Origin of the sequence: Paraburkholderia sp. RAU6.4a (assembly GCF_050435625.1) — a bacterium.
GTDB classification, from domain to species: domain Bacteria; phylum Pseudomonadota; class Gammaproteobacteria; order Burkholderiales; family Burkholderiaceae; genus Paraburkholderia; species Paraburkholderia tuberum.
In genome coordinates, this window is sequence record NZ_JBNDKQ010000001.1 from 111,172 (window position 1) to 128,766 (window position 17,595).

Genomic DNA, 17,595 nt, shown 5'->3' on the forward strand with positions numbered 1-17,595 from the left:
GCACGCTACCGCGGGGCTTCGAGGTGGTCTCGCCAGCAAGTGCGGGGCCCGCTTCGCAAAACGATGTCGCGCGCAAGCGTTTCTCACCAAACTGCGCTCATGGCATGAGCCTTCATCAGGCCGTGCATCCCGCCGTGCGCGCTGCCATTCAGAATCCAGCGCGGCCCTGTCCGGCGCCGGCTTGCGGCCCGCTCATTTTAAGCGGAAACCCAGCTTAGCCTCCGGTCCGGAATCCTAGTGACGCCGCCTTCGCGCGCAGATCCGCGAAGCGGTCCGCCGTCGGGTTGATCGCCAGCTTTTGCGACTGATCGATCGCCGCTACGGAGCTTGAGGGCGAAGGTGCCGCCGCCCCCAGACACGTCCCGCCGAACGGCCCTTGGGCGACCGTGAACGCGGGAGCGTCGGTGCGCGGCGCGTCGTCGAGATCGAGCGCGTAGGCGAGATTGAACGTCGCCGGATCGCTGCCGCGCACGCCAAGCGGCTGTAAGCCGAAGCGCCATTGCAGCAGCGCGTGAATCGAGCTGGGGTCGAACGGATAGCGCGTGATCGAGTTCGCGCGCACGCGCGGGCCAAGCAGCGCGAGCGGCACGCGAAAGCCGAGCTTGCCGTCGTTGCCGAGTGTGAGCTCGTTGTTGCTGATCGGCCTGGTGGGCGGCACCACGTGCTCGAGAAAGCCGCCCCATTCGTCGTAGACGACGATCATCAGCGTGCGGCTCCACGTCGGGCTCGTGCGCAGCGCCTCGTAGACCTGCGCGAGAAACGCCTCGCCGTCGCGGATGTCGGCATGCGGATGATCGTCGGCGGAAACGCCTTCCGGCTCGCCCGCGAAGGACGGATCGACCATGCAGAATGGCGGCAGCGTCCCGGCCGCGGCATTCACGAGGAAATCCGCAAACGGGCGCGAAATGCCCAGATAACGCGTGCCATAAAGCGCCGTGAACGGCACGTCGTGGTAGTAGTAGCGACAGTCGATATTGCCATCGCTCAGCTTGTCCCAGATCGTGGCGAGCGACGAAGTGTCGGTGCTGTCGTCGAGCCGATCCGTTGCGCCGCTATGCAGATAGAGGCGATTGGGAAAGGTGCTGGTCAGGATGCCGCTGAAGTAAAAGTCGCCGATCGTATAACTGCTCGCCACGGCGTTGAAAAATTGAAGATCGGCCGACGTGTAGTAGCCGATAGGCAGCAGGTCGCCCGGGATCAGGCTCGTGCCCGGCGTGAGCAGCCAGCCATTCATCGCACCCGATGCCAGTTGCGTGCGCGCCCCCGAGAAGCTGTGATTAGGGTCCTGGTAGGCGCACGCCTGATAGCCGTACGCGGCATTCGCCGCGAGGGAAAACGGCGTTTGCGTCGCGCCGAACGCGTCTTTGAAGTGCTGGTTCGCGGGCATGCCCTCGGCCCCCGGCACCCAGCCGAGGAAATGGTCGAAGGAACGATTTTCCATCGTGACCAGCACGATGAAGTCGATGCCCGAACTGGCCGGCGCGGGCAACGCCGGGCGCGGCAGGCTGTAGCGGTCGGCGGCGTTGGGCGATGGAATGTCGGTAATCGAGGACGCGGGTTCGCTGGCGCTCCCTCCGCCCGGTTCTTCGTCTCCGCCCGATCCAACGCCGCCTCCGCAACCCGATAGCGCAACGCTGCCGGCCACCGCGGCCACGCCCGCAAGAAAGCGGCGCCGGTCGTGTCCGTGATTCTGGTGAGTCTCGTCGCCCATGACACGTCTCCTGGTTGGATGCGGCGCGGGCGTCCGACCATGCCAGCCTGCCGCGAAGCAAAACGCGCGCGCCGATTCGAGCGGCGGGTTGGTCGTGGGCAGCAAGTTTCGAACCCGAGGTATCCGAGGGCCGTTGCGAAGCGGCGCTCAACGGTAGCGTGGGACAAGGGCGATTCGCCTCCGCCTCGCGTGCTGACTACGCAGGCGCGGCGGTTACGGGGCCGAGGAGTATCGAAGCAGGCCGGCCGCTGCTCCGCGCTTGCTGAACGGCGCGCTCTAGATCTCCACGCGCGCGCCGACTTCGATCACGCGATTGGCCGGTAGTTTGAAGAACGCCGCGATATTGCCCACGTTGTGCAGCATCACCGCGAAAAGCCGTTCGCGCCATAGCGCCATGCCATGGCCGCGTTTGGGCACCACGGCCGCGCGGCTCAGGAACCACGATGTGTCGTCCAGGTTGAAGGCCAGTTCCGGCGATTTGTAGGCGGCCAGCGTGCGCGGCAAGTCCACTTCGTCCTTGAATCCGTACTTCACCGTTGCGTGCCAGCAACCCGTGCACAGCGGCCTGATCTGCACGCGCTCGCTGTCGGCCACCCACGGCACGTTCTTCGTTATTACGCTCAGGAAAACCGTGCGCTCATGCAGCACACGGTTGTGCCGCAGGTTGTTGACGAGCGCGTGCGGCACCGCTTCGGCGTCCGGCGTCAGGAAGATCGCCGTGCCGCCCACGCGCGTCGGCGAACTTTCGAGCAGCGCAGCGAGGTACGGCTTGAGCGGCGTCTTTCCCGCCCGCACGCGCGCTTCGGCCAGCATCATTTCCCAGCCGCGTCCCCACGTCGCCATCACCGTGAACACGATCGCGCCGATCACGAGCGGGAACCAGCCGCCATCGACGATCTTGAGCAGATTAGCCGAGAAGAACAGCGCGTCGATCACGAAGAAGAACGCGGTGGACAGCAGGCACAGCAGCCAGTTGTAGCGCCACGCGTAACGCACGACGAAGAACGTCAGGAACGTGGTGATGAGCATCGTGCCGGTCACGGCGATGCCATACGCGGACCCGAGCGCCGTGGACGAGCGGAAGCCCAACACCGCCGCAACCACGGCGATCAACAGGATCCAGTTGATGCCGGGCACGTAGATTTGCCCGATCTCGCGCTCCGACGTATGCACGACGTTCATGCGCGGCAGGAAGGAAAGCTGCATGGCCTGCATCGTCATCGAATAGGTGCCCGAAATAACGGCCTGCGAGGCAATCACGGTGGCGATCGTCGCCAGCACGATCATCGGCACGATGGCCCACTGCGGGAACAGGCGGTAGAACGGGTTTTGCACCGCGCCGGGGTTCGCCAGCAGCAGCGCGCCCTGGCCCAGATAGTTGAGCGCGAGCGCGGGAAAAACGACGCCGAACCAGGTAAGGCGGATGGGTCGCTTGCCGAAATGGCCCATGTCGGCGTAGAGCGCCTCGGCGCCCGTCAGCGAGAGCACCACCGCGCCAAGCGCGACGAACGCGAGCCAGCGGTGATGCATGACGAAGCCGAGCCCTTCCAGCGGATTGAGCGCATACAGCACGACCGGCGCGGCCATGATGTTCGCGACGCCCGCCACGCCGATCACGACGAACCAGAGCACCATCACGGGCCCGAACACGGCGCCGATGCCGCCCGTGCCGTGCTTTTGCGTGACGAACAGGATGATGAGCGCGGCGAGCGTCACTGGAATCACATAGGTCTTGAGCCCGGGCTCGACGACTTCGAGCCCTTCCACGGCGCTCAGCACGGAAATGGCCGGCGTGATCACGCTATCGCCGAAGAACAGCGCCGCGCCCATCACGCCCACCACGAGGAGGCCGCGACGCAAACGCGGCCGCGACGCGATCGACGACGCCGCGAGCGCGAGCAGCGCCATGATGCCGCCTTCGCCATGATTATTCGCCCGCAGGATCAGTACGACGTACTTGAGCGAAACGACGATCATCAGCGACCAGAAGATCAGCGAGACGATGCCGACGATATTGAAAGCATTGAGCGTGAGACCGTTGCTGGGATCGAACACGGTGGCGAGCGTATAGAGCGGGCTCGTGCCGATGTCGCCATAGACCACGCCGAGCGCGGCCAGCGCGAGCGCTGGCAGAGCCGGCGACGCTTCGCCGTGGCCTTCCTTCGCCGGCGCGGCGGATGCGGAATGTGCCATGTCTGCCTCCTCATACGAATCGTGCGTGAGCCGTGAGGGCCGCGCTGCGGGTTCGCTTCGATTCTTTCGTTTCGTTGACGTGAATTCGTTTGGGTCGTACGGGCTGAATCGTGCCGGGTGTGCGCTAGAGAAAGTATAGAAATTTCCGGCGAAAGTGCGCTTCGCGCGGGGATGCCGGCTGCCGTCCATTGTCCTCTTAACGTCAGTCGGAACGGCGAAAGCGAAGCTACCCAGGCAGTGACGTCGCGCGTTTCCTGACGCGGATCAACGAGAGAATAAAGGCCGCCCGCCGCCAGGGGTTTCCCCTCCTTCGCCATACCGGAAAATATCCTAGCATCAATGAGTTAAAACTAACTAACTCATCAATTAGTCTGGTGTCCATGCCGCAAGCCGCCCGTTCCCGAATGGGTCGTCGTCCTCATCCGCAGGACTTCGACGCACGCGAACATCTGCTCGATGTCGCGGTGGCGCTGTTCGCCGAGCGCGGTATCGCCAACACGACGGTTGCGCAGATCGCGGCGGCGAGCGGCGTGACATCCGCGATGGTGCACTACTGGTTCCAGACGCGCGAAAAGCTGCTCGACGCGTTGTTCGAGGAAAGGCTCGTCGCCGCGTTCGGCGCGATCTGGGACCCGGTCGATCCCGAACACGACGAACCGCTCGCGCTGACGCAAGGCATCGTCAAGCGCATGTTCGATGTCACCGAAACCATGCCGTGGCTGCCTTCGCTCTGGCTGCGCGAGATCGTCAACGAAGGCGGTTTGCTGCGCGAGCGCGCGTTTGCGCGCATCCCCGTGCAAAAGCTCGCCGCGTTCGGTCAGAACATCGCGCGTGGCTGCGCGTCGGGTCAGTTGAACGCCCAGCTCGAACCGTTGCTGCTGTTCAACTCGGTGCTCGCTCTGGTGATGCTGCCGCAGGCAACCGCGAGGATCTGGCAGCGCCTGAATCCGCGCACCTCGTTCGATCGCGCGAGGCTCGAACGCCATGTCGTCGCGCTGCTCGCGCAGGGCATGAGTGCAACCACGGCGGTCGAGACCAACGCCAAGGCCGCAACCGGGGCGACGTCCACCGCACGCCGCGCGAAGGGCAAGCCGTCATGATCGTGTTCGCCAGCTCATCCCGACGTGCCGCGTTGCTCGCGCTGTGCATCGCGTGCGCAAGCTGTTCGCGACCACCGGCGAACACGTGGCAAGGCTATGTGGAAGGCGAGTTCCTGTACCTCGCGTCTTCGCAGGCGGGACAGTTGACCGAGCTCGCGGTCTCGCGCGGGCAGACCGTCGCGCAGAACACGCCGCTCTTCGCGCTCGAAGCGCAGAACGAAACCGACGCCGTCGCGCAGGCGGGCGAGCAACTGCGCTCGGCCCGCGCCCAGCTTGCCGACCTTGGAACCGGCAAGCGTCCGCCGGAAGTCGCTGTGACGCGCGCGCAACTCGTGCAGGCCGAAGCCGATGCGGCGCGCGCCGCGACGCAGTTCCGCCGCGACCAACAGCAATTCGGCGCGGGCGGCATCGCGCAAAGCCAGCTCGACGACTCGCGTGCGACCGCGTTGTCGAGCGCCGCGCACGTGCGTGAGTTGCAAAGCCAGCTGGCCGTCGCGCGTCTGCCTGGGCGGATCGAACAGATCCGCGCGCAGCAGGCGCAGGTCGACGCGGCGCAGGCCCAGCTCGGCCAGGCCCAATGGAAGCTCGATCAGAAAAGCGTGCACGCGCCGCACGCCGGCCTCGTGTTCGACACGATGTATCGCAGCGGCGAATGGGTGCCGGCCGGCAGCCCCGTCGTGCGCATGCTGCCGCCGGAGAACGTCAAGGTGCGCTTTTTCGTGCCCCAGGGAGTGGTCGGTTCGCTCGCGCCGGGCCGTCGCGTATCGATTCATTGCGACGGTTGCGCGGCCGATGTGCCGGCCGTGCTCAGCTTCATTTCGGACCAGGCGGAGTACACGCCGCCGGTGATCTTCAGCAACGAAAGCCGCGCGAAACTCGTGTTCATGGTCGAAGCCCGACCTCAGAGTGCCGATGCGCCGAAGCTGCGGCCCGGCCAGCCCGTCACGGTCACGCTGCAATGAGTGCGCCCGCGCCCCCCGGCAATGCCAGCGACCCCGTGTACGCGATCGACGTGCAGGGGCTGAACAAGCATTTCGGCACCAAGCACGTGGTCAACGATGTCACGATGCGCGTGCAGCGCGGTGAGATTTTCGGCTTTCTCGGCCCCAACGGCAGCGGCAAGACCACCTGCATCCGCATGATGTGCGGACTGCTGACGCCCGACTCCGGCAGCGGCACGTGTCTCGGCTACGACATCGTGCGGGACAGCGCGCAGATCAAGCGGCGCACCGGTTATATGACGCAGCGCTTCTCCTATTGGGAAGATCTGACGATCCGCGAAAACCTCGACTTCGTTGCGCGCATCTACGAGATGAAGAATCCGCCGGGAGGCGGTCGATCGCGCGCTCGAACAGCTTGGCCTTCAAAGCCGTGCGAAGCAGTTGGCCGGCGCACTGTCGGGCGGATGGAAGCAGCGTCTCGCGCTGGCCGCGTGCATGCTCCATGAGCCGGAACTGCTGCTGCTCGACGAACCGACCGCAGGTGTCGACCCGAGCGCGCGCCGCGACTTCTGGGAAGAGTTGCATCGCCTCGCGGCGCGCGGCATCTCGGTGCTCGTCAGCACGCACTATATGGACGAGGCGGAACGCTGCCACAAGCTCGCTTATATCGCCTACGGCAAGCTGCTCGCGCAGGGCACCTCGAAACAGGTCATCGATTCGCAAGGGCTCGTGACGTGGGCCGTGTACGGCCAGAATCTCGTCGAGCTCGGCGACCGGCTGCGCCGCTCGCCCGGCGTCGAGCAGACGGTGGCGTTCGGTTCGTCGCTGCACGTGAGCGGTCCGGACACGCCCGAACTCCACGCGACCATCGACCAGTTGGCTCATTCGGACCCAGCGTTGCGGATCGAAAGACAGGAAACCGGCCTCGAGGACGTGTTCATCTTCATGATGAACCGCTCTACCGACAATTACGCCACCCCTTCGGGCAAAGCACCGTGAATTCCGCGCGCCGACTTCCACGCTTTTCGCTGATGCGTTGGTGGAGCGTCGTGCGCAAGGAGTTTTTGCAACTGAAGCGCGACCGCATCACGTTTGCGATGATGATCGTGCTGCCGATCATGCAGATGGCGCTGTTCGGCTTCGCGATCAATACCGACCCCAAGCATCTGCCGACCGCCGTCATCGCCGCCGATCACAGCGAGTTCACGCGCAGTTTCCTGATGGCGATGCGCAACTCCGATTACTTCGACATCGTATCGACGCTGCCCGACGAAGAATCCGGTCGCCGTGCGCTCGCACAGGGCAAGGTGTTGTTCGTTCTGAATATCCCCGTCGGTTTCACGCGCGATCTGGCCAAGGGCGCGCGGCCATCGCTGCTCGTCGAAGCCGACGCGACGGACCCCACCGCGGTGGGCACCGCGCTCGGCGCGCTGCCGTCGATCGCGCAGTCGGTGTTGCAGAAGGACCTCACGGGTCCGCTGTCGACGCTCGCGGTCGGCCCGGCCGCTTTCGACGTTCAATTGCACCGGCTCTACAACCCCGAAAGCCTGACCCAGTACAACGTGGTGCCCGGCCTGATGGGCGTGATCCTGACGATGACGATGGTGATGATGACGGGCCTCGCGATCACGCGTGAACGCGAGCGCGGCACGATGGAAAATCTGCTCGCCACGCCGGTACTGCCGCTCGAAGTGATGACCGGCAAGATCGTGCCTTACGTGGCGATCGGCCTGGTGCAGGTCAGCATCATTCTCGCGGCGGCGCGCTTCGTGTTCAACGTGCCGTTCGAAGGCAGTCTGATCGCGCTGTATCTGTCCGCTCTATTGTTCGTTGCGGCCAATCTGACGATCGGCATTACGCTGTCGTCGCTCGCGCAGAACCAGTTGCAGGCCATGCAACTGACGATGTTCTATTTTCTGCCCAACATCCTGCTGTCGGGTTTCATGTTTCCGTTCGCGGGCATGCCGAAGTGGGCGCAGTACATCGGCAACCTGTTGCCGCTCACCTACTTCAACCGGCTGGTGCGCGGCATTCTGCTCAAGGGCGTCGGTTGGGCCGACATGTGGCCGCATGTATGGCCGCTGCTGATCTTTCTGTTCGTCGTAATGGGTATCGCCGTGAAGTTCTATCGGCGCACGCTCGATTGAGGAAGGCCTGCAATGTGTTCCGCTCCTGGCTTTCGTGACGCGGTTTTTCATCGCGCGGCTTGTTGGTCGCAGCGTTGCGCCATGCGCCGGCTGGCCGGCTTCTGCGCAAGCGCGGCATTGTGCGCGTGCAGCGTCGGCCCGGATTTCCATCGACCCGACGTGACCAGCGTGTCGAGCTATACCGCCGCGCCGCTTGCGGCGAGCACCGTCGCAGCCGATGGTCCCGGCGGCGCCGCGCAACACTTCGTGCCGACCGAGGTGCCCGGCGACGGCTGGTGGCGCGCTTTCGGCTCGCCGGCGCTGGACGCGCTCGTGCAACAGGCGCTCGACGATAGCCCGACTCTCGCGCAAGCCCGCGCGAAACTCGACGAAGCGCAGCAGGACTATCGCGCGCAGGCGGGCGGCACGCTATGGCCGCAAGTCGATGCGAACCTGTCGACCACGCGCGAGAAAATCGATCCCGAGGCGCTCGGCTTCGGTCAGCTGACGCAGGGCCGCGCGTTTGCGCCGTTCACGCTGTACAGCGCACAGGTCATGGTGTCGTACACGCTCGATCTGTTCGGCGCGAATCGCCGCGCGCTCGAAGCGGTGGCCGCGCAGGTCGACTATCAGCAATACGAACTCGAAGCCGCGCGTTTGACGGTCGCGGGCAACGTCGTGACGGCGGCGGTCCGGCGCGCGTCGCTCGCGCGGCAGATCGCCCTCACCGAAGCGCTGCTCGCCAACCAGATGCAGCAACTCGATATCGCCGAACGCCGCTATGGCGCGGGCGGCATCTCCGAGGTCGATCTGCTGAGCCAGCGCACGCTCGTGCAGCAAACCCGCGCGACGTTACCGCCATTGCGCACGCAGCTTGCGCAGACCGATCATCAACTCGCGATCTATCTGGGACGCGCGCCGGCGGAATTGGCCACCACCCACGACCTCGCCGCGCTCGACCTCGACACGCTAGTGCTGCCGGCCGATCTGCCGCTGACCTTGCCGTCGACGCTCGCGCGGCAGCGACCCGACATTCGCGCGTCCGAGGCGCTGTTGCATCAGGCGAGCGCGAACATCGGCGTCGCGACCGCGAACCTGTATCCGCGCATCACGCTGTCGGGCAGCGCGGCGACCGAACGCGTCAACGTGTCCGATCTGCTGACGGGCTTCAACGTGTGGAATTTCGGTGCGGGTCTCACGCAGCCGCTGTTCCACGGCGGTGAACTGCTGGCGCGCAAGCGCTCGTCGGAGGCGGGCCTGGCAAGCGGCGCTCGCCGTCTACAAGCAAACCGTGCTGCAGGGACTGCAACAGGTCGCCGACGCGCTGCGCGCGCTCGATCAGGACGCGATTGCATTACAGGCACTCGACGCCGCGCAGCGCAGCGCACAGCACAGCGCAGGGATCGCCAGCCAGCGGTATGCGGCGGGCGGCATCAGTCAATTGACACTGCTCGACACGCAGCGCCAGGAATTGCAGACCGGACTCGATCGCACCAAAGCCGCCGCGCAGCGTTATGCCGATACCGCCGCGCTCTATCAGGCGCTCGGGGCGCGGCCTTGAGTCGATCGGTTGGTCATCGGTTTGCAGGCGTCTCGCGCCGCACCTTGTTCAGCACGAGGTACGCGAACGAGCCGATCACGATGCCCCAGAACGCGGAGCCGAGCCCGAGGAACGTCATACCGGATGCGGTCGCGAGAAACGTGATGACGGAGGCCTCGCGATGGTCTTCGTCCTGGATCGCGCCCATCACGTTCGACGTGATCGCACCGATCAACGCGAGGCCCGCCAGAATCGCGACGAACTCCTTCGGCAGCAGTATGAAGGACGATCGCCGCGCGGCCTATCGGCATTGTTCAGCGGCCGCGGCTCGCTAGCCCTGATCGCCGCCGCCGACCGGCAGCACGGTGCCGGTGATATACGACGCGTCATCGGAAGCGAGGAACAGGATCGCGCCGACCTGTTCGTCGATCGTGCCGTAGCGATGCATCAGGCTCGACGCGATCGTCTGATCGACGATGCCCTGATACCACGTCGCTTCCTGCTCGCTTTGCGGTGCCGTATTGCGCGGCACGCGGCGCGGCGGCGCTTCGGTGCCGCCGGTGGCGACCGCGTTGATGCGGATGCCGTGTTCGGCATGCTCGAACGCGAGGCTCGCGGTCAGCGCGTTGACGCCGCCCTTAGAAGCCGCATACGGCACGCGATAAATGCTGCGCGTCGCAATCGACGACACATTGACGATCGCCCCGCTCGCGCGCTTCAGCATCGCGGGCAACACCGCGTGGCAGCACCACAGCGTCGGGAACAGCGAACGCCGCACCTCGGCCTCGATCTGCTCTGCTTCATATTCCTCGTACGGCTTCGCCCAGATCGTGCCGCCGACGTTGTTGACGAGCGCGTCGATGCGGCCGAACGCCTCGATCGCGAAGGCCGTCATCGCGGCCGCGCCCGCATAGGTTTCGAGGTCGGCGATGAACGCGCGCGCTTCGCCGCCTGCGCACGTGATCTCTTCGGCCACCTCGTGCACGATCGGCGAACGGTCGACCAGCACCAAAGCCGCGCCCTCGCGCGCCGCGCGCAACGCGACGCCACGGCCGATGCCCTGGCCCGCGCCGGTCACGACGAGCACCTTGCCCTTGAAGCGATCGGTAAAGGTCGAAGTCATGCTACGTTGCTCGCCGAGAATTTTTCGTAGTAGAAGTTCGCGGGCTCGACGCTGCTGTCGCGCAGCCAGCCCTGCACCGCTTCGACCATCGCGACCGGGCCGCACAGGTAGACGTCGACGTCGCCGTCGTTCAGCCATTCGCTATCCACATGCGCGGTCACGTAGCCCTTGCGCTCGTGGCTGCTCGCGGAATCGACGACACAGGTGCGATAGCTGAAATTCGGCAGCGAGCGCTGCGCCTCTTCGATCTGTTCGAGCGCGACCAGATCGATGTCGTTGGTCACGCCGTACACGAGGCGCACCGGCTGCAGGTTGCCGCTCGCCTTCAGCACGTCGAGCATCGACAGAAACGGTGCGATGCCGGTGCCGCCCGCGAGGAACAGCACCGGACGCTGCGGATCGCGCAGATAGAAGCTGCCATACGGACCCGTGAAGCCGATCTGCTGACCAGGCTGCGCATCGTTGCTCAGAAAGCCGCTCATCTTGCCGTCCGGCACGTTGCGCACGACGAACGCCGCGCGCGTCGCGCCCGGCGCCGAGCTGAACGAGTACGACCGGCTCTCGCCGCTCGCGCCCGGAATCTCGACGTTCACGTATTGACCCGCGAGAAAGCTCGGCGCGCTCGCGCCGTCGATATCGATCGAGAAATGGATCGTCGAATCCGACAGCCGTTCGACCGCCGCGAGCGTGCCTTCGAAACGCGACACCCCGGTCTTGCACGCCGCCGACGACGCCTGCACGCGAATCACCAGATCCGAGCGCGGCCGCGTCTGGCACGCGAGGATATAGCCCTGGCTCGCTTCCTCGGGGGTCAACGCATCTTCGACGTAGCTCGACTCGGGCATGTCGTACGCACCCGATTCGCACAGCCCCCGACAGGTGCCGCACGCGCCTTCACGGCAATCGAGCGGAATGTTGATTTTCTGCCGATATGCGGCATCCGACAGCGTTTCATTCTCGCGGCAGCTGATGAAGCGCGTGACGCCGTCTTCGAACTGAAGTGCGATAGTGTGTTCCATGGCCTGTCTCCTGCAACCGCACCGGCTAGATGTGGTAGATGTCGATGACCTGATTGATGTAGTCGTTCTTCAGCACGACGTACTTGCTCAGGATTTGCGGCTGCGCGCCGTTGAAGTCGATCACGTAGCGCGACATGCCGAAGTAGCTGTAATTCGTCTTGTAGCGATGGCTCAGCGTGTGCCAGTTGAAGCGCACCGTATACACGCCGTTGTCCGCGCTCTCCACTTCGACGTTGGCCACGTTGTGGCTCGTGCGCGTGTCGGGCATCGTCGCGCTCGAACGCTCGGTCTTGATGCGGAACACGCGGTCTTCGAGGCCCTGGCGGTTCGGATAGTAGATCAGCGAGATCTCGCGCTGCGGATCGGTGACGAGCTTGTCCTCGTCATCCCACGATGGCATCCAGAACGACGCGTCCGGGTGATAGCAGGCGAGCCACTCGTCCCATTGCTCGTCGTCGAGCAGGCGGCTTTCGCGGAACAGGAAAGCCTGAATATCGGTGATGGCGATGTTGCTCATGCGCGGCTCCCCGGCGCATTCAGCGCCTTTTTCATCGTGTCGATCCAGTAGCGGTGCTGCACCGTGTAGAGGCCCTCGTCCTCGGTCTTCACACCGCTCATCACCGGGTTGAGGCCGATCTTTTGCGCGGCTTCGTCCGCGCCGTCGATCCAGTGCTTCGAACCGCGGCACATGTCGTTCCATTCGACCGCGCGGCCCGCATAGCCCAGCTGGCAGGCGCGGAATTCCTCGAGGTCGTCGGGGGTGGCCATGCCGCTCACGTTGAAAAAGTCCTCGTATTGACGGATGCGGCGCGAGCGCGCTTCGTCGGACTCGCCCTTCGGCGCGATGCAGTAGATCGTCACCTCGGTCCTGTTGACCGACAGCGGCCGCAGCACGCGAATCTGCGAGCCGAACTGGTCCATCAGATACACGTTCGGGTAGAGGCACAGGTTGCGCGAGTTCTGGATCATCCAGTCCGCGCGCTCGGTGCCGCAGCGCGCGGCGAATTCCTCGCGGCGGCTGAAGTTCGGACGGTCTTCCGGATTCGCCCAGCGCGTCCACAGCAGCATGTGACCGTGCTCGAACGCGTAGAAGCCGCCGCCCTGACGGCCCCAGCTGCCGGCATCCATCGCGCGGATCTTGTCTTCGCGCGCGTTCTCTTCCTTGCGATGATTGGTCGTTGCCGCATAGTTCCAGTGCACGGCCGACACGTGATAACCGTCCGCGCCGTTTTCGGCGGTCAGCTTCCAGTTGCCTTCGTACGTATAGGTCGACGAGCCGCGCAGCACTTCGAGACCGTCTTCCGACTGGTCGACGATCATGTCGATGATGCGCGCGGCCTCGCCGAGGAACGTTTCGAGCGGCGGCACGTCATCGCTGAGGCTGCCGAACAGGAAGCCGCGATAGTTGCCGAAGCGCGCGAGCTTCTTCAGGTCGTGCGAGCCTTCCTTGTTGAAGCAGTCGGGATAGCCGGCCTCCGCGGGGTCCTTGACCTTCAGCAGCTTGCCGCTGTTGTTGAAGGTCCAGCCGTGGAACGGGCACGTATAGGTCGCCTTGTTGCCGCGCTTGTGGCGGCACAGCATCGCGCCGCGATGCGTGCACGAGTTGATGAACGCGTTCAGCTCGCCCTGACGATTGCGTGCGATCACGACCGGCTGACGGCCCATGTAGGTCGTGAAGTAATCGTTGTTGTTCGGAATCTGGCTTTCGTGGGCCAGGTAAATCCAGTTGCCCTCGAAAATGTGCTGCATTTCGAGTTCGAACAGACGCTCGTCGGTAAACGCGCTGCGATGCAGGCGGTAATCGCCGCGCTCGCGGTCTTCCACGAGAAAGTCGTCGATGTTCTTCAGTTGTGGAGTGTGATCCGGGTAGATCGGAATCATGCCTGTCTCCTGGTTCGGACTGTTGGTATGCGTGCGACGCACGCGTATAGGGAGCGGCCTGCCTGCCGGGAGGCCGGTGGCCGGTTGGTCTTTCACGTCGGGGAGCGGAGGCGGTGCGCCTCCGTATGGCGTCAGGCCGTGGCGCGCAAGCGCTCGACCTTCGGCACGGGAGGCGGGACCTGGTGCCTGAGGGAATCGGTGGAATCGGTGGACAACCCTTGCATCGGGGTTGCGATATCAGCATGTCTCATTGCTGCTCCTGAACTCTTTCTAGGTCTTGGATTCCATGCGCGCGAGGATTTGCCTGCGCCGTCTCCAGGGGCCGACCGACGCTTCAGACCGGGCCGAGTTATCGATGCTCGGGAGGTATAATTTTGTGGGGCGTCTACGGTAACTGAAGGATAGTTCGACGCCATTTGCATCGTCCAACACTGATTTGGTATCGCGACGATACTTAAAAGGTATTTCTATGGAACTGCGCCATCTGCGCTACTTCGTGGCCGTCGCCGAGGAATGCAATGTCACCAAGGCCGCCAAACGTCTGCATATTGCGCAGCCGCCGCTGAGCCGGCAGATCCAGCAGCTCGAAGACATCCTTGGCGTGCAGCTGTTCGAGCGCAACTCGCGGCCGCTGAAGCTGACCGAGGCTGGCCGCTTCTTCTATTCGCACGCCGTGCAACTGCTCGCGCAAACGACGGAAATCGAGGCGATGACGCGGCGCGTCGGCAAGATCGAGCGCAGTTTGTCGGTGGGCTTCGTCGGCTCGACGCTGTACGGCATGCTGCCGAAAATCATCCGGCGCTTTCGTACCGAGAACAGCACCGTCGAGTTGAGCCTGCACGAGATGTCGACGATGGATCAGATCAAGGCGCTCAAGGAAGGCCGCATCGACGTCGGCTTCGGCCGCATCCGTCACGAAGACCCGAGCATCCGGCGCGTCGTGCTGCGCGAAGAACGGATGATCGTCGCGCTGCCGCTCGGCCATCCGCTGATCGCCGCGAAGCCGGTGCTGTCGCTGCACGACCTGACCGGCGAAACGCTGATCATTTTCCCGAAGGCGCCACGGCCCAGTTACGCGGACCAGGTGCTCGCCGCGTTTCACGATCGCGGTCTGAAGCCGCAGCGGCTCTACGAGACGCGCGAATTGCAGATCGCGCTCGGCCTCGTCGGCGCGGGCGAAGGCATCTCGATCGTGCCGGCGAGCGTGTACGGCTTGCAGCGCGGCGACGTCGCCTACAAGGACCTCGACGATCAGAACCTCGTGTCGCCGATCATCATGAGCATGCGCATGCTCGACGAATCGGCCGACATCCAGCGCATGCTCGAACTGATCTATGCGCTGTACGACGAAGAGCACATGACCTATCTGCCGCCTTCGCATTCGTAGAGCGGATTGCGCGGTTCGCGGCCCGACGCCCAGGCGGGCGTCGTCGTAACGAAGTTGTATGGACAAGATATCCGCCGCGGTATAGACCGCGGGTATACGCGAAAATTCCGGCTGCGCCCGCAGCCCTTCAATTAGCCTTTAAAGCTTGTACACAAAGGCTTTCACGCCTATTCCCTGTCTCCTTCCGGGGTGCCCGTAAGCACTAACCCCGATTGCCGCTCATCGCTCGTACGGATAATTTGTCTATACAACATCGCACCTCGCAGCATCCCTCCCGGAGACTTTATGAAGAAACTCGCCTTGTCCCTCGCCCTCGCGCTCGCTGCCACCGGCGCCTTCGCCAAAGATTGGTCCACGGTTCGCTTCGGCGTGGATGCGAGCTACGCGCCGTTCGAATCGAAAGCGACCGATGGCAAGCTGGTCGGCTTCGACGTCGACCTCGGCACCGAAATCTGCCGCCGTTTGAACGCGAAGTGCGTGTGGGTCGAGCAGGACTTCGACAGCATGATTCCGGCACTGAAGGCAAAGAAGTTCGACGGCGTGCTGTCGTCGATGTCGATGACGCCGCAACGCGCGGAACAGATTGCCTTCTCGACGAAGCTGTTCAAAACGCCGGAGCGCCTCGTCGCGAAGCAGGACTCGGGCATCCTGCCGACCGCTGAATCGCTGAAGGGCAAGACGGTCGGCGTGGAACAGGGCTCGACTGAGGAAACCTTCGCAAAGGCCTACTGGGAACCGACGGGCACGAAGGTCGTGTCGTACCAGAATCAGGACCAGGTCTACGCCGACCTAGTCTCGGGCCGCCTGGACGCAACGATGCAGGACGCTGTGCAGGCTGACCAAAGCTTCCTGAAGACTCCGCGCGGAGCGGGCTTTGCGTTCGCCGGCAAGGAACTCGACGATCCAAAGATTCTTGGCACCGGCGTCGGCATCGGCATGCGCAAGGAAGACGCCGATCTGAAGACGAAGGTCGACAAGGCGATCGCCGACATGATCAAGGACGGCACCTACAAGAAGATCGAGCAGAAGTACTTCAACTTCGACGTGTACGGCAGTTAAGTCCGCCCCCACGAGCCCGCCCCACCCGATCGCCAGGCCCCGCGCGCATGCGCGCGGTTCGCTCCTTCAACAAGGACACTCCCATGCTGTTTCAAGGCTTCGGTCCGCAGCTCCTCGCGGGCACATGGGTAACCATCAAGCTCGCGGTGCTGTCGCTCGCGGCGTCGTTTGCGCTGGGACTTCTCGGCGCCGCCGCGAAGTTGTCGACCAACCGTGCGATCTCGCGCATCGGCACGATGTACACGACGTTGATCCGCGCCGTGCCCGATCTCGTGCTGATGCTGTTGCTGTTCTACAGCATCCAGATCTGGCTCAATGATCTGACCGACATGTTCAGCATGGAGCAGCTCGACATCGATCCGTTTCTCGCCGGTGTGATCACGCTGGGCTTCATTTACGGCGCGTACTTCACCGAAACCTTCCGCGGCGCGTTTCTCTCCGTGCCGCGCGGGCAGATCGAAGCGGGCTTCGCGTACGGCATGAGCGCGCGGCGCGTGTTCACGCGCATCCTGTTCCCGCAGATGATGCGCTTCGCGCTGCCCGGCATCGGCAACAACTGGCAGGTGCTCGTGAAGGCCACCGCGCTCGTGTCGATCATCGGTCTCGCAGACGTGGTCAAGGCATCGCAGGACGCCGGCAAGAGCACGCAGTCGTTCTTCTTCTTCACGCTGGCGACCGGGGCCATCTACCTCGCCATCACCACGATTTCGAATCTGCTCTTGAACCGCCTCGAGAAGCGCTACTCGATCGGCGTACGGAGGGCCGCGCTGTGATCGAACTGACTCGTCAATACTGGCAGAACTACCTGTTCACGGACGGCTTCAACTACACCGGCCTCGTCATCACGCTGTGGTTGCTGGTTGCGTCGATCGTGCTTGGTTTCGTGTTGGCCGTGCCGCTCGCGATCGCGCGCGCGTCGCGCAACCGCTGCATCTCCGGACCCGTCTGGCTTTACACCTACATCTTCCGGGGCACGCCGTTATACGTTCAATTGCTGTTGATCTACACGGGCCTCTACAGTCTGCATTTCGTCCATTCGCACCAGATGCTCGACAGCTTCTTTCGCAATGCGATGAACTGCACGCTGCTCGCGTTCGCGCTGAACGAATGCGCGTATGCCACCGAGATCTTCGCGGGCTCGATCCGGGAGACCTCGCACGGTGAAATCGAGGCGGCCCAGGCTTACGGCATGTCGAAGTTCAAGCTGTACACGCGCATCATCCTGCCTTCGGCGCTGCGCCGGGCACTGCCCTCGTACAGCAACGAGGTGATCCTGATGCTGCACGCGACGACACTCGCGTTCACGGCGACCGTCCCCGACATTCTGAAAGTGGCGCGCGACGTCAACTCCGCGACCTACGCGACGTTCCAGGCGTACGGCATCGCGGCGATCCTGTATGCGGCGATCGTGTTCGCGCTGATCTGGGGCTTCCGCAAGATGGAAATCCGATTGCTGGCTTATCTGAAACCGCAAGCGCATTAAACCCGGACGCATTCGCGTCATGATGGAGCATA

The 17,595-nt window shown here is 64.0% G+C and carries 13 protein-coding genes and 3 pseudogenes; 9 read left to right on the forward strand and 7 right to left on the reverse strand.

Annotated elements, in window-relative coordinates; genetic code table 11:
- Positions 1 to 214: 214 nt before the first annotated feature.
- Both OKW40_RS00520 and OKW40_RS00525 read right to left on the reverse strand, forming a co-directional pair.
- Complete coding sequence (locus OKW40_RS00520; protein WP_429487633.1) at positions 215 to 1,711, reverse strand: alkaline phosphatase family protein; 1,497 nt, start codon at positions 1,709 to 1,711, stop codon at positions 215 to 217.
- A gap of 276 nt (positions 1,712 to 1,987) precedes the next feature.
- Positions 1,988 to 3,904: a potassium transporter Kup gene (locus OKW40_RS00525; RefSeq protein WP_429487635.1), complete on the reverse strand. Its 1,917-nt coding sequence runs from the start codon at positions 3,902 to 3,904 to the stop codon at positions 1,988 to 1,990.
- Positions 3,905 to 4,308: 404 nt separating this feature from the next.
- Here OKW40_RS00525 and OKW40_RS00530 point away from each other — a divergent pair, with 404 nt between their 5' ends.
- From OKW40_RS00530 to OKW40_RS00550, 5 genes and pseudogenes are all read left to right on the forward strand, one after another.
- Positions 4,309 to 5,004: a TetR/AcrR family transcriptional regulator gene (locus OKW40_RS00530; protein WP_429354298.1), complete on the forward strand. Its 696-nt coding sequence runs from the start codon at positions 4,309 to 4,311 to the stop codon at positions 5,002 to 5,004.
- On the forward strand, positions 5,001 to 5,966 hold the full coding sequence (locus tag OKW40_RS00535; RefSeq protein WP_429487638.1) for an HlyD family secretion protein: 966 nt from the start codon (positions 5,001 to 5,003) through the stop codon (positions 5,964 to 5,966). The genes OKW40_RS00530 and OKW40_RS00535 overlap by 4 nt, the downstream gene beginning before the upstream one ends.
- Positions 5,963 to 6,944 (forward strand): annotated as a pseudogene (locus OKW40_RS00540) (ABC transporter ATP-binding protein). Before OKW40_RS00535 ends, OKW40_RS00540 begins: the two are co-directional and overlap by 4 nt.
- 32 nt (positions 6,945 to 6,976) lie before the next feature.
- The gene (locus tag OKW40_RS00545; RefSeq protein ID WP_184069711.1) at positions 6,977 to 8,092 is read left to right on the forward strand and encodes an ABC transporter permease; all 1,116 of its coding nucleotides are present in this window, start codon (positions 6,977 to 6,979) and stop codon (positions 8,090 to 8,092) included.
- Between the two features lie 81 nt (positions 8,093 to 8,173).
- Positions 8,174 to 9,632 (forward strand): annotated as a pseudogene (locus OKW40_RS00550) (efflux transporter outer membrane subunit).
- 13 nt (positions 9,633 to 9,645) lie between these two features.
- Here OKW40_RS00550 and OKW40_RS00555 read toward each other — a convergent pair.
- The 5 genes and pseudogenes from OKW40_RS00555 to benA form a co-directional block, all read right to left on the reverse strand.
- Positions 9,646 to 9,894, reverse strand: a pseudogene (locus OKW40_RS00555) (benzoate/H(+) symporter BenE family transporter); the annotation flags it as partial.
- Positions 9,895 to 9,942: 48 nt separating this feature from the next.
- Entirely contained in the window at positions 9,943 to 10,734 is a 792-nt protein-coding gene (locus tag OKW40_RS00560) for a 1,6-dihydroxycyclohexa-2,4-diene-1-carboxylate dehydrogenase (RefSeq protein WP_184061811.1), read from the reverse strand.
- A complete protein-coding gene (gene benC / locus OKW40_RS00565) occupies positions 10,731 to 11,753 on the reverse strand; it encodes a benzoate 1,2-dioxygenase electron transfer component BenC (RefSeq protein WP_429487640.1) in 1,023 nt (340 codons plus the stop codon). The genes OKW40_RS00560 and benC overlap by 4 nt, the downstream gene beginning before the upstream one ends.
- A 25-nt stretch (positions 11,754 to 11,778) precedes the next feature.
- Entirely contained in the window at positions 11,779 to 12,270 is a 492-nt protein-coding gene (gene benB, locus OKW40_RS00570; protein ID WP_184023816.1) for a benzoate 1,2-dioxygenase small subunit, read from the reverse strand.
- A complete protein-coding gene (gene benA, locus OKW40_RS00575; protein WP_429355202.1) occupies positions 12,267 to 13,634 on the reverse strand; it encodes a benzoate 1,2-dioxygenase large subunit in 1,368 nt (455 codons plus the stop codon). The genes benB and benA overlap by 4 nt, the downstream gene beginning before the upstream one ends.
- A gap of 469 nt (positions 13,635 to 14,103) precedes the next feature.
- Here benA and OKW40_RS00580 point away from each other — a divergent pair, with 469 nt between their 5' ends.
- The 4 genes from OKW40_RS00580 (at position 14,104) to OKW40_RS00595 (ending at position 17,563) form a co-directional block, all read left to right on the forward strand.
- Positions 14,104 to 15,021 (forward strand): LysR family transcriptional regulator, encoded by a 918-nt coding sequence (locus tag OKW40_RS00580; RefSeq protein WP_184069460.1) that lies wholly within the window; start codon positions 14,104 to 14,106, stop codon positions 15,019 to 15,021.
- 285 nt (positions 15,022 to 15,306) lie between these two features.
- A complete protein-coding gene (locus OKW40_RS00585) occupies positions 15,307 to 16,080 on the forward strand; it encodes an ABC transporter substrate-binding protein (protein WP_429487643.1) in 774 nt (257 codons plus the stop codon).
- A gap of 83 nt (positions 16,081 to 16,163) precedes the next feature.
- Positions 16,164 to 16,853: an ABC transporter permease gene (locus tag OKW40_RS00590; RefSeq protein ID WP_429487645.1), complete on the forward strand. Its 690-nt coding sequence runs from the start codon at positions 16,164 to 16,166 to the stop codon at positions 16,851 to 16,853.
- Positions 16,850 to 17,563: an ABC transporter permease gene (locus OKW40_RS00595; protein WP_429487646.1), complete on the forward strand. Its 714-nt coding sequence runs from the start codon at positions 16,850 to 16,852 to the stop codon at positions 17,561 to 17,563. Before OKW40_RS00590 ends, OKW40_RS00595 begins: the two co-directional genes overlap by 4 nt.
- The last annotated feature ends 32 nt before the right edge of the window (positions 17,564 to 17,595 follow it).

Coding starts and splice junctions, on each gene's coding strand:
- benC (WP_429487640.1), bottom strand. CDS start 11,753: ATGGAACACACTATCGCACTTCAGTTCGAAGACGGCGTCACGCGCTTC.
- benA (WP_429355202.1), bottom strand. CDS start 13,634: ATGATTCCGATCTACCCGGATCACACTCCACAACTGAAGAACATCGAC.
- OKW40_RS00590 (WP_429487645.1), top strand. CDS start 16,164: ATGCTGTTTCAAGGCTTCGGTCCGCAGCTCCTCGCGGGCACATGGGTA.
- OKW40_RS00535 (WP_429487638.1), top strand. CDS start 5,001: ATGATCGTGTTCGCCAGCTCATCCCGACGTGCCGCGTTGCTCGCGCTG.
- OKW40_RS00580 (WP_184069460.1), top strand. CDS start 14,104: ATGGAACTGCGCCATCTGCGCTACTTCGTGGCCGTCGCCGAGGAATGC.
- OKW40_RS00525 (WP_429487635.1), bottom strand. CDS start 3,904: ATGGCACATTCCGCATCCGCCGCGCCGGCGAAGGAAGGCCACGGCGAA.
- OKW40_RS00545 (WP_184069711.1), top strand. CDS start 6,977: ATGCGTTGGTGGAGCGTCGTGCGCAAGGAGTTTTTGCAACTGAAGCGC.
- OKW40_RS00530 (WP_429354298.1), top strand. CDS start 4,309: ATGGGTCGTCGTCCTCATCCGCAGGACTTCGACGCACGCGAACATCTG.
- benB (WP_184023816.1), bottom strand. CDS start 12,270: ATGAGCAACATCGCCATCACCGATATTCAGGCTTTCCTGTTCCGCGAA.
- OKW40_RS00585 (WP_429487643.1), top strand. CDS start 15,307: ATGAAGAAACTCGCCTTGTCCCTCGCCCTCGCGCTCGCTGCCACCGGC.
- OKW40_RS00560 (WP_184061811.1), bottom strand. CDS start 10,734: ATGACTTCGACCTTTACCGATCGCTTCAAGGGCAAGGTGCTCGTCGTG.
- OKW40_RS00520 (WP_429487633.1), bottom strand. CDS start 1,711: ATGGGCGACGAGACTCACCAGAATCACGGACACGACCGGCGCCGCTTT.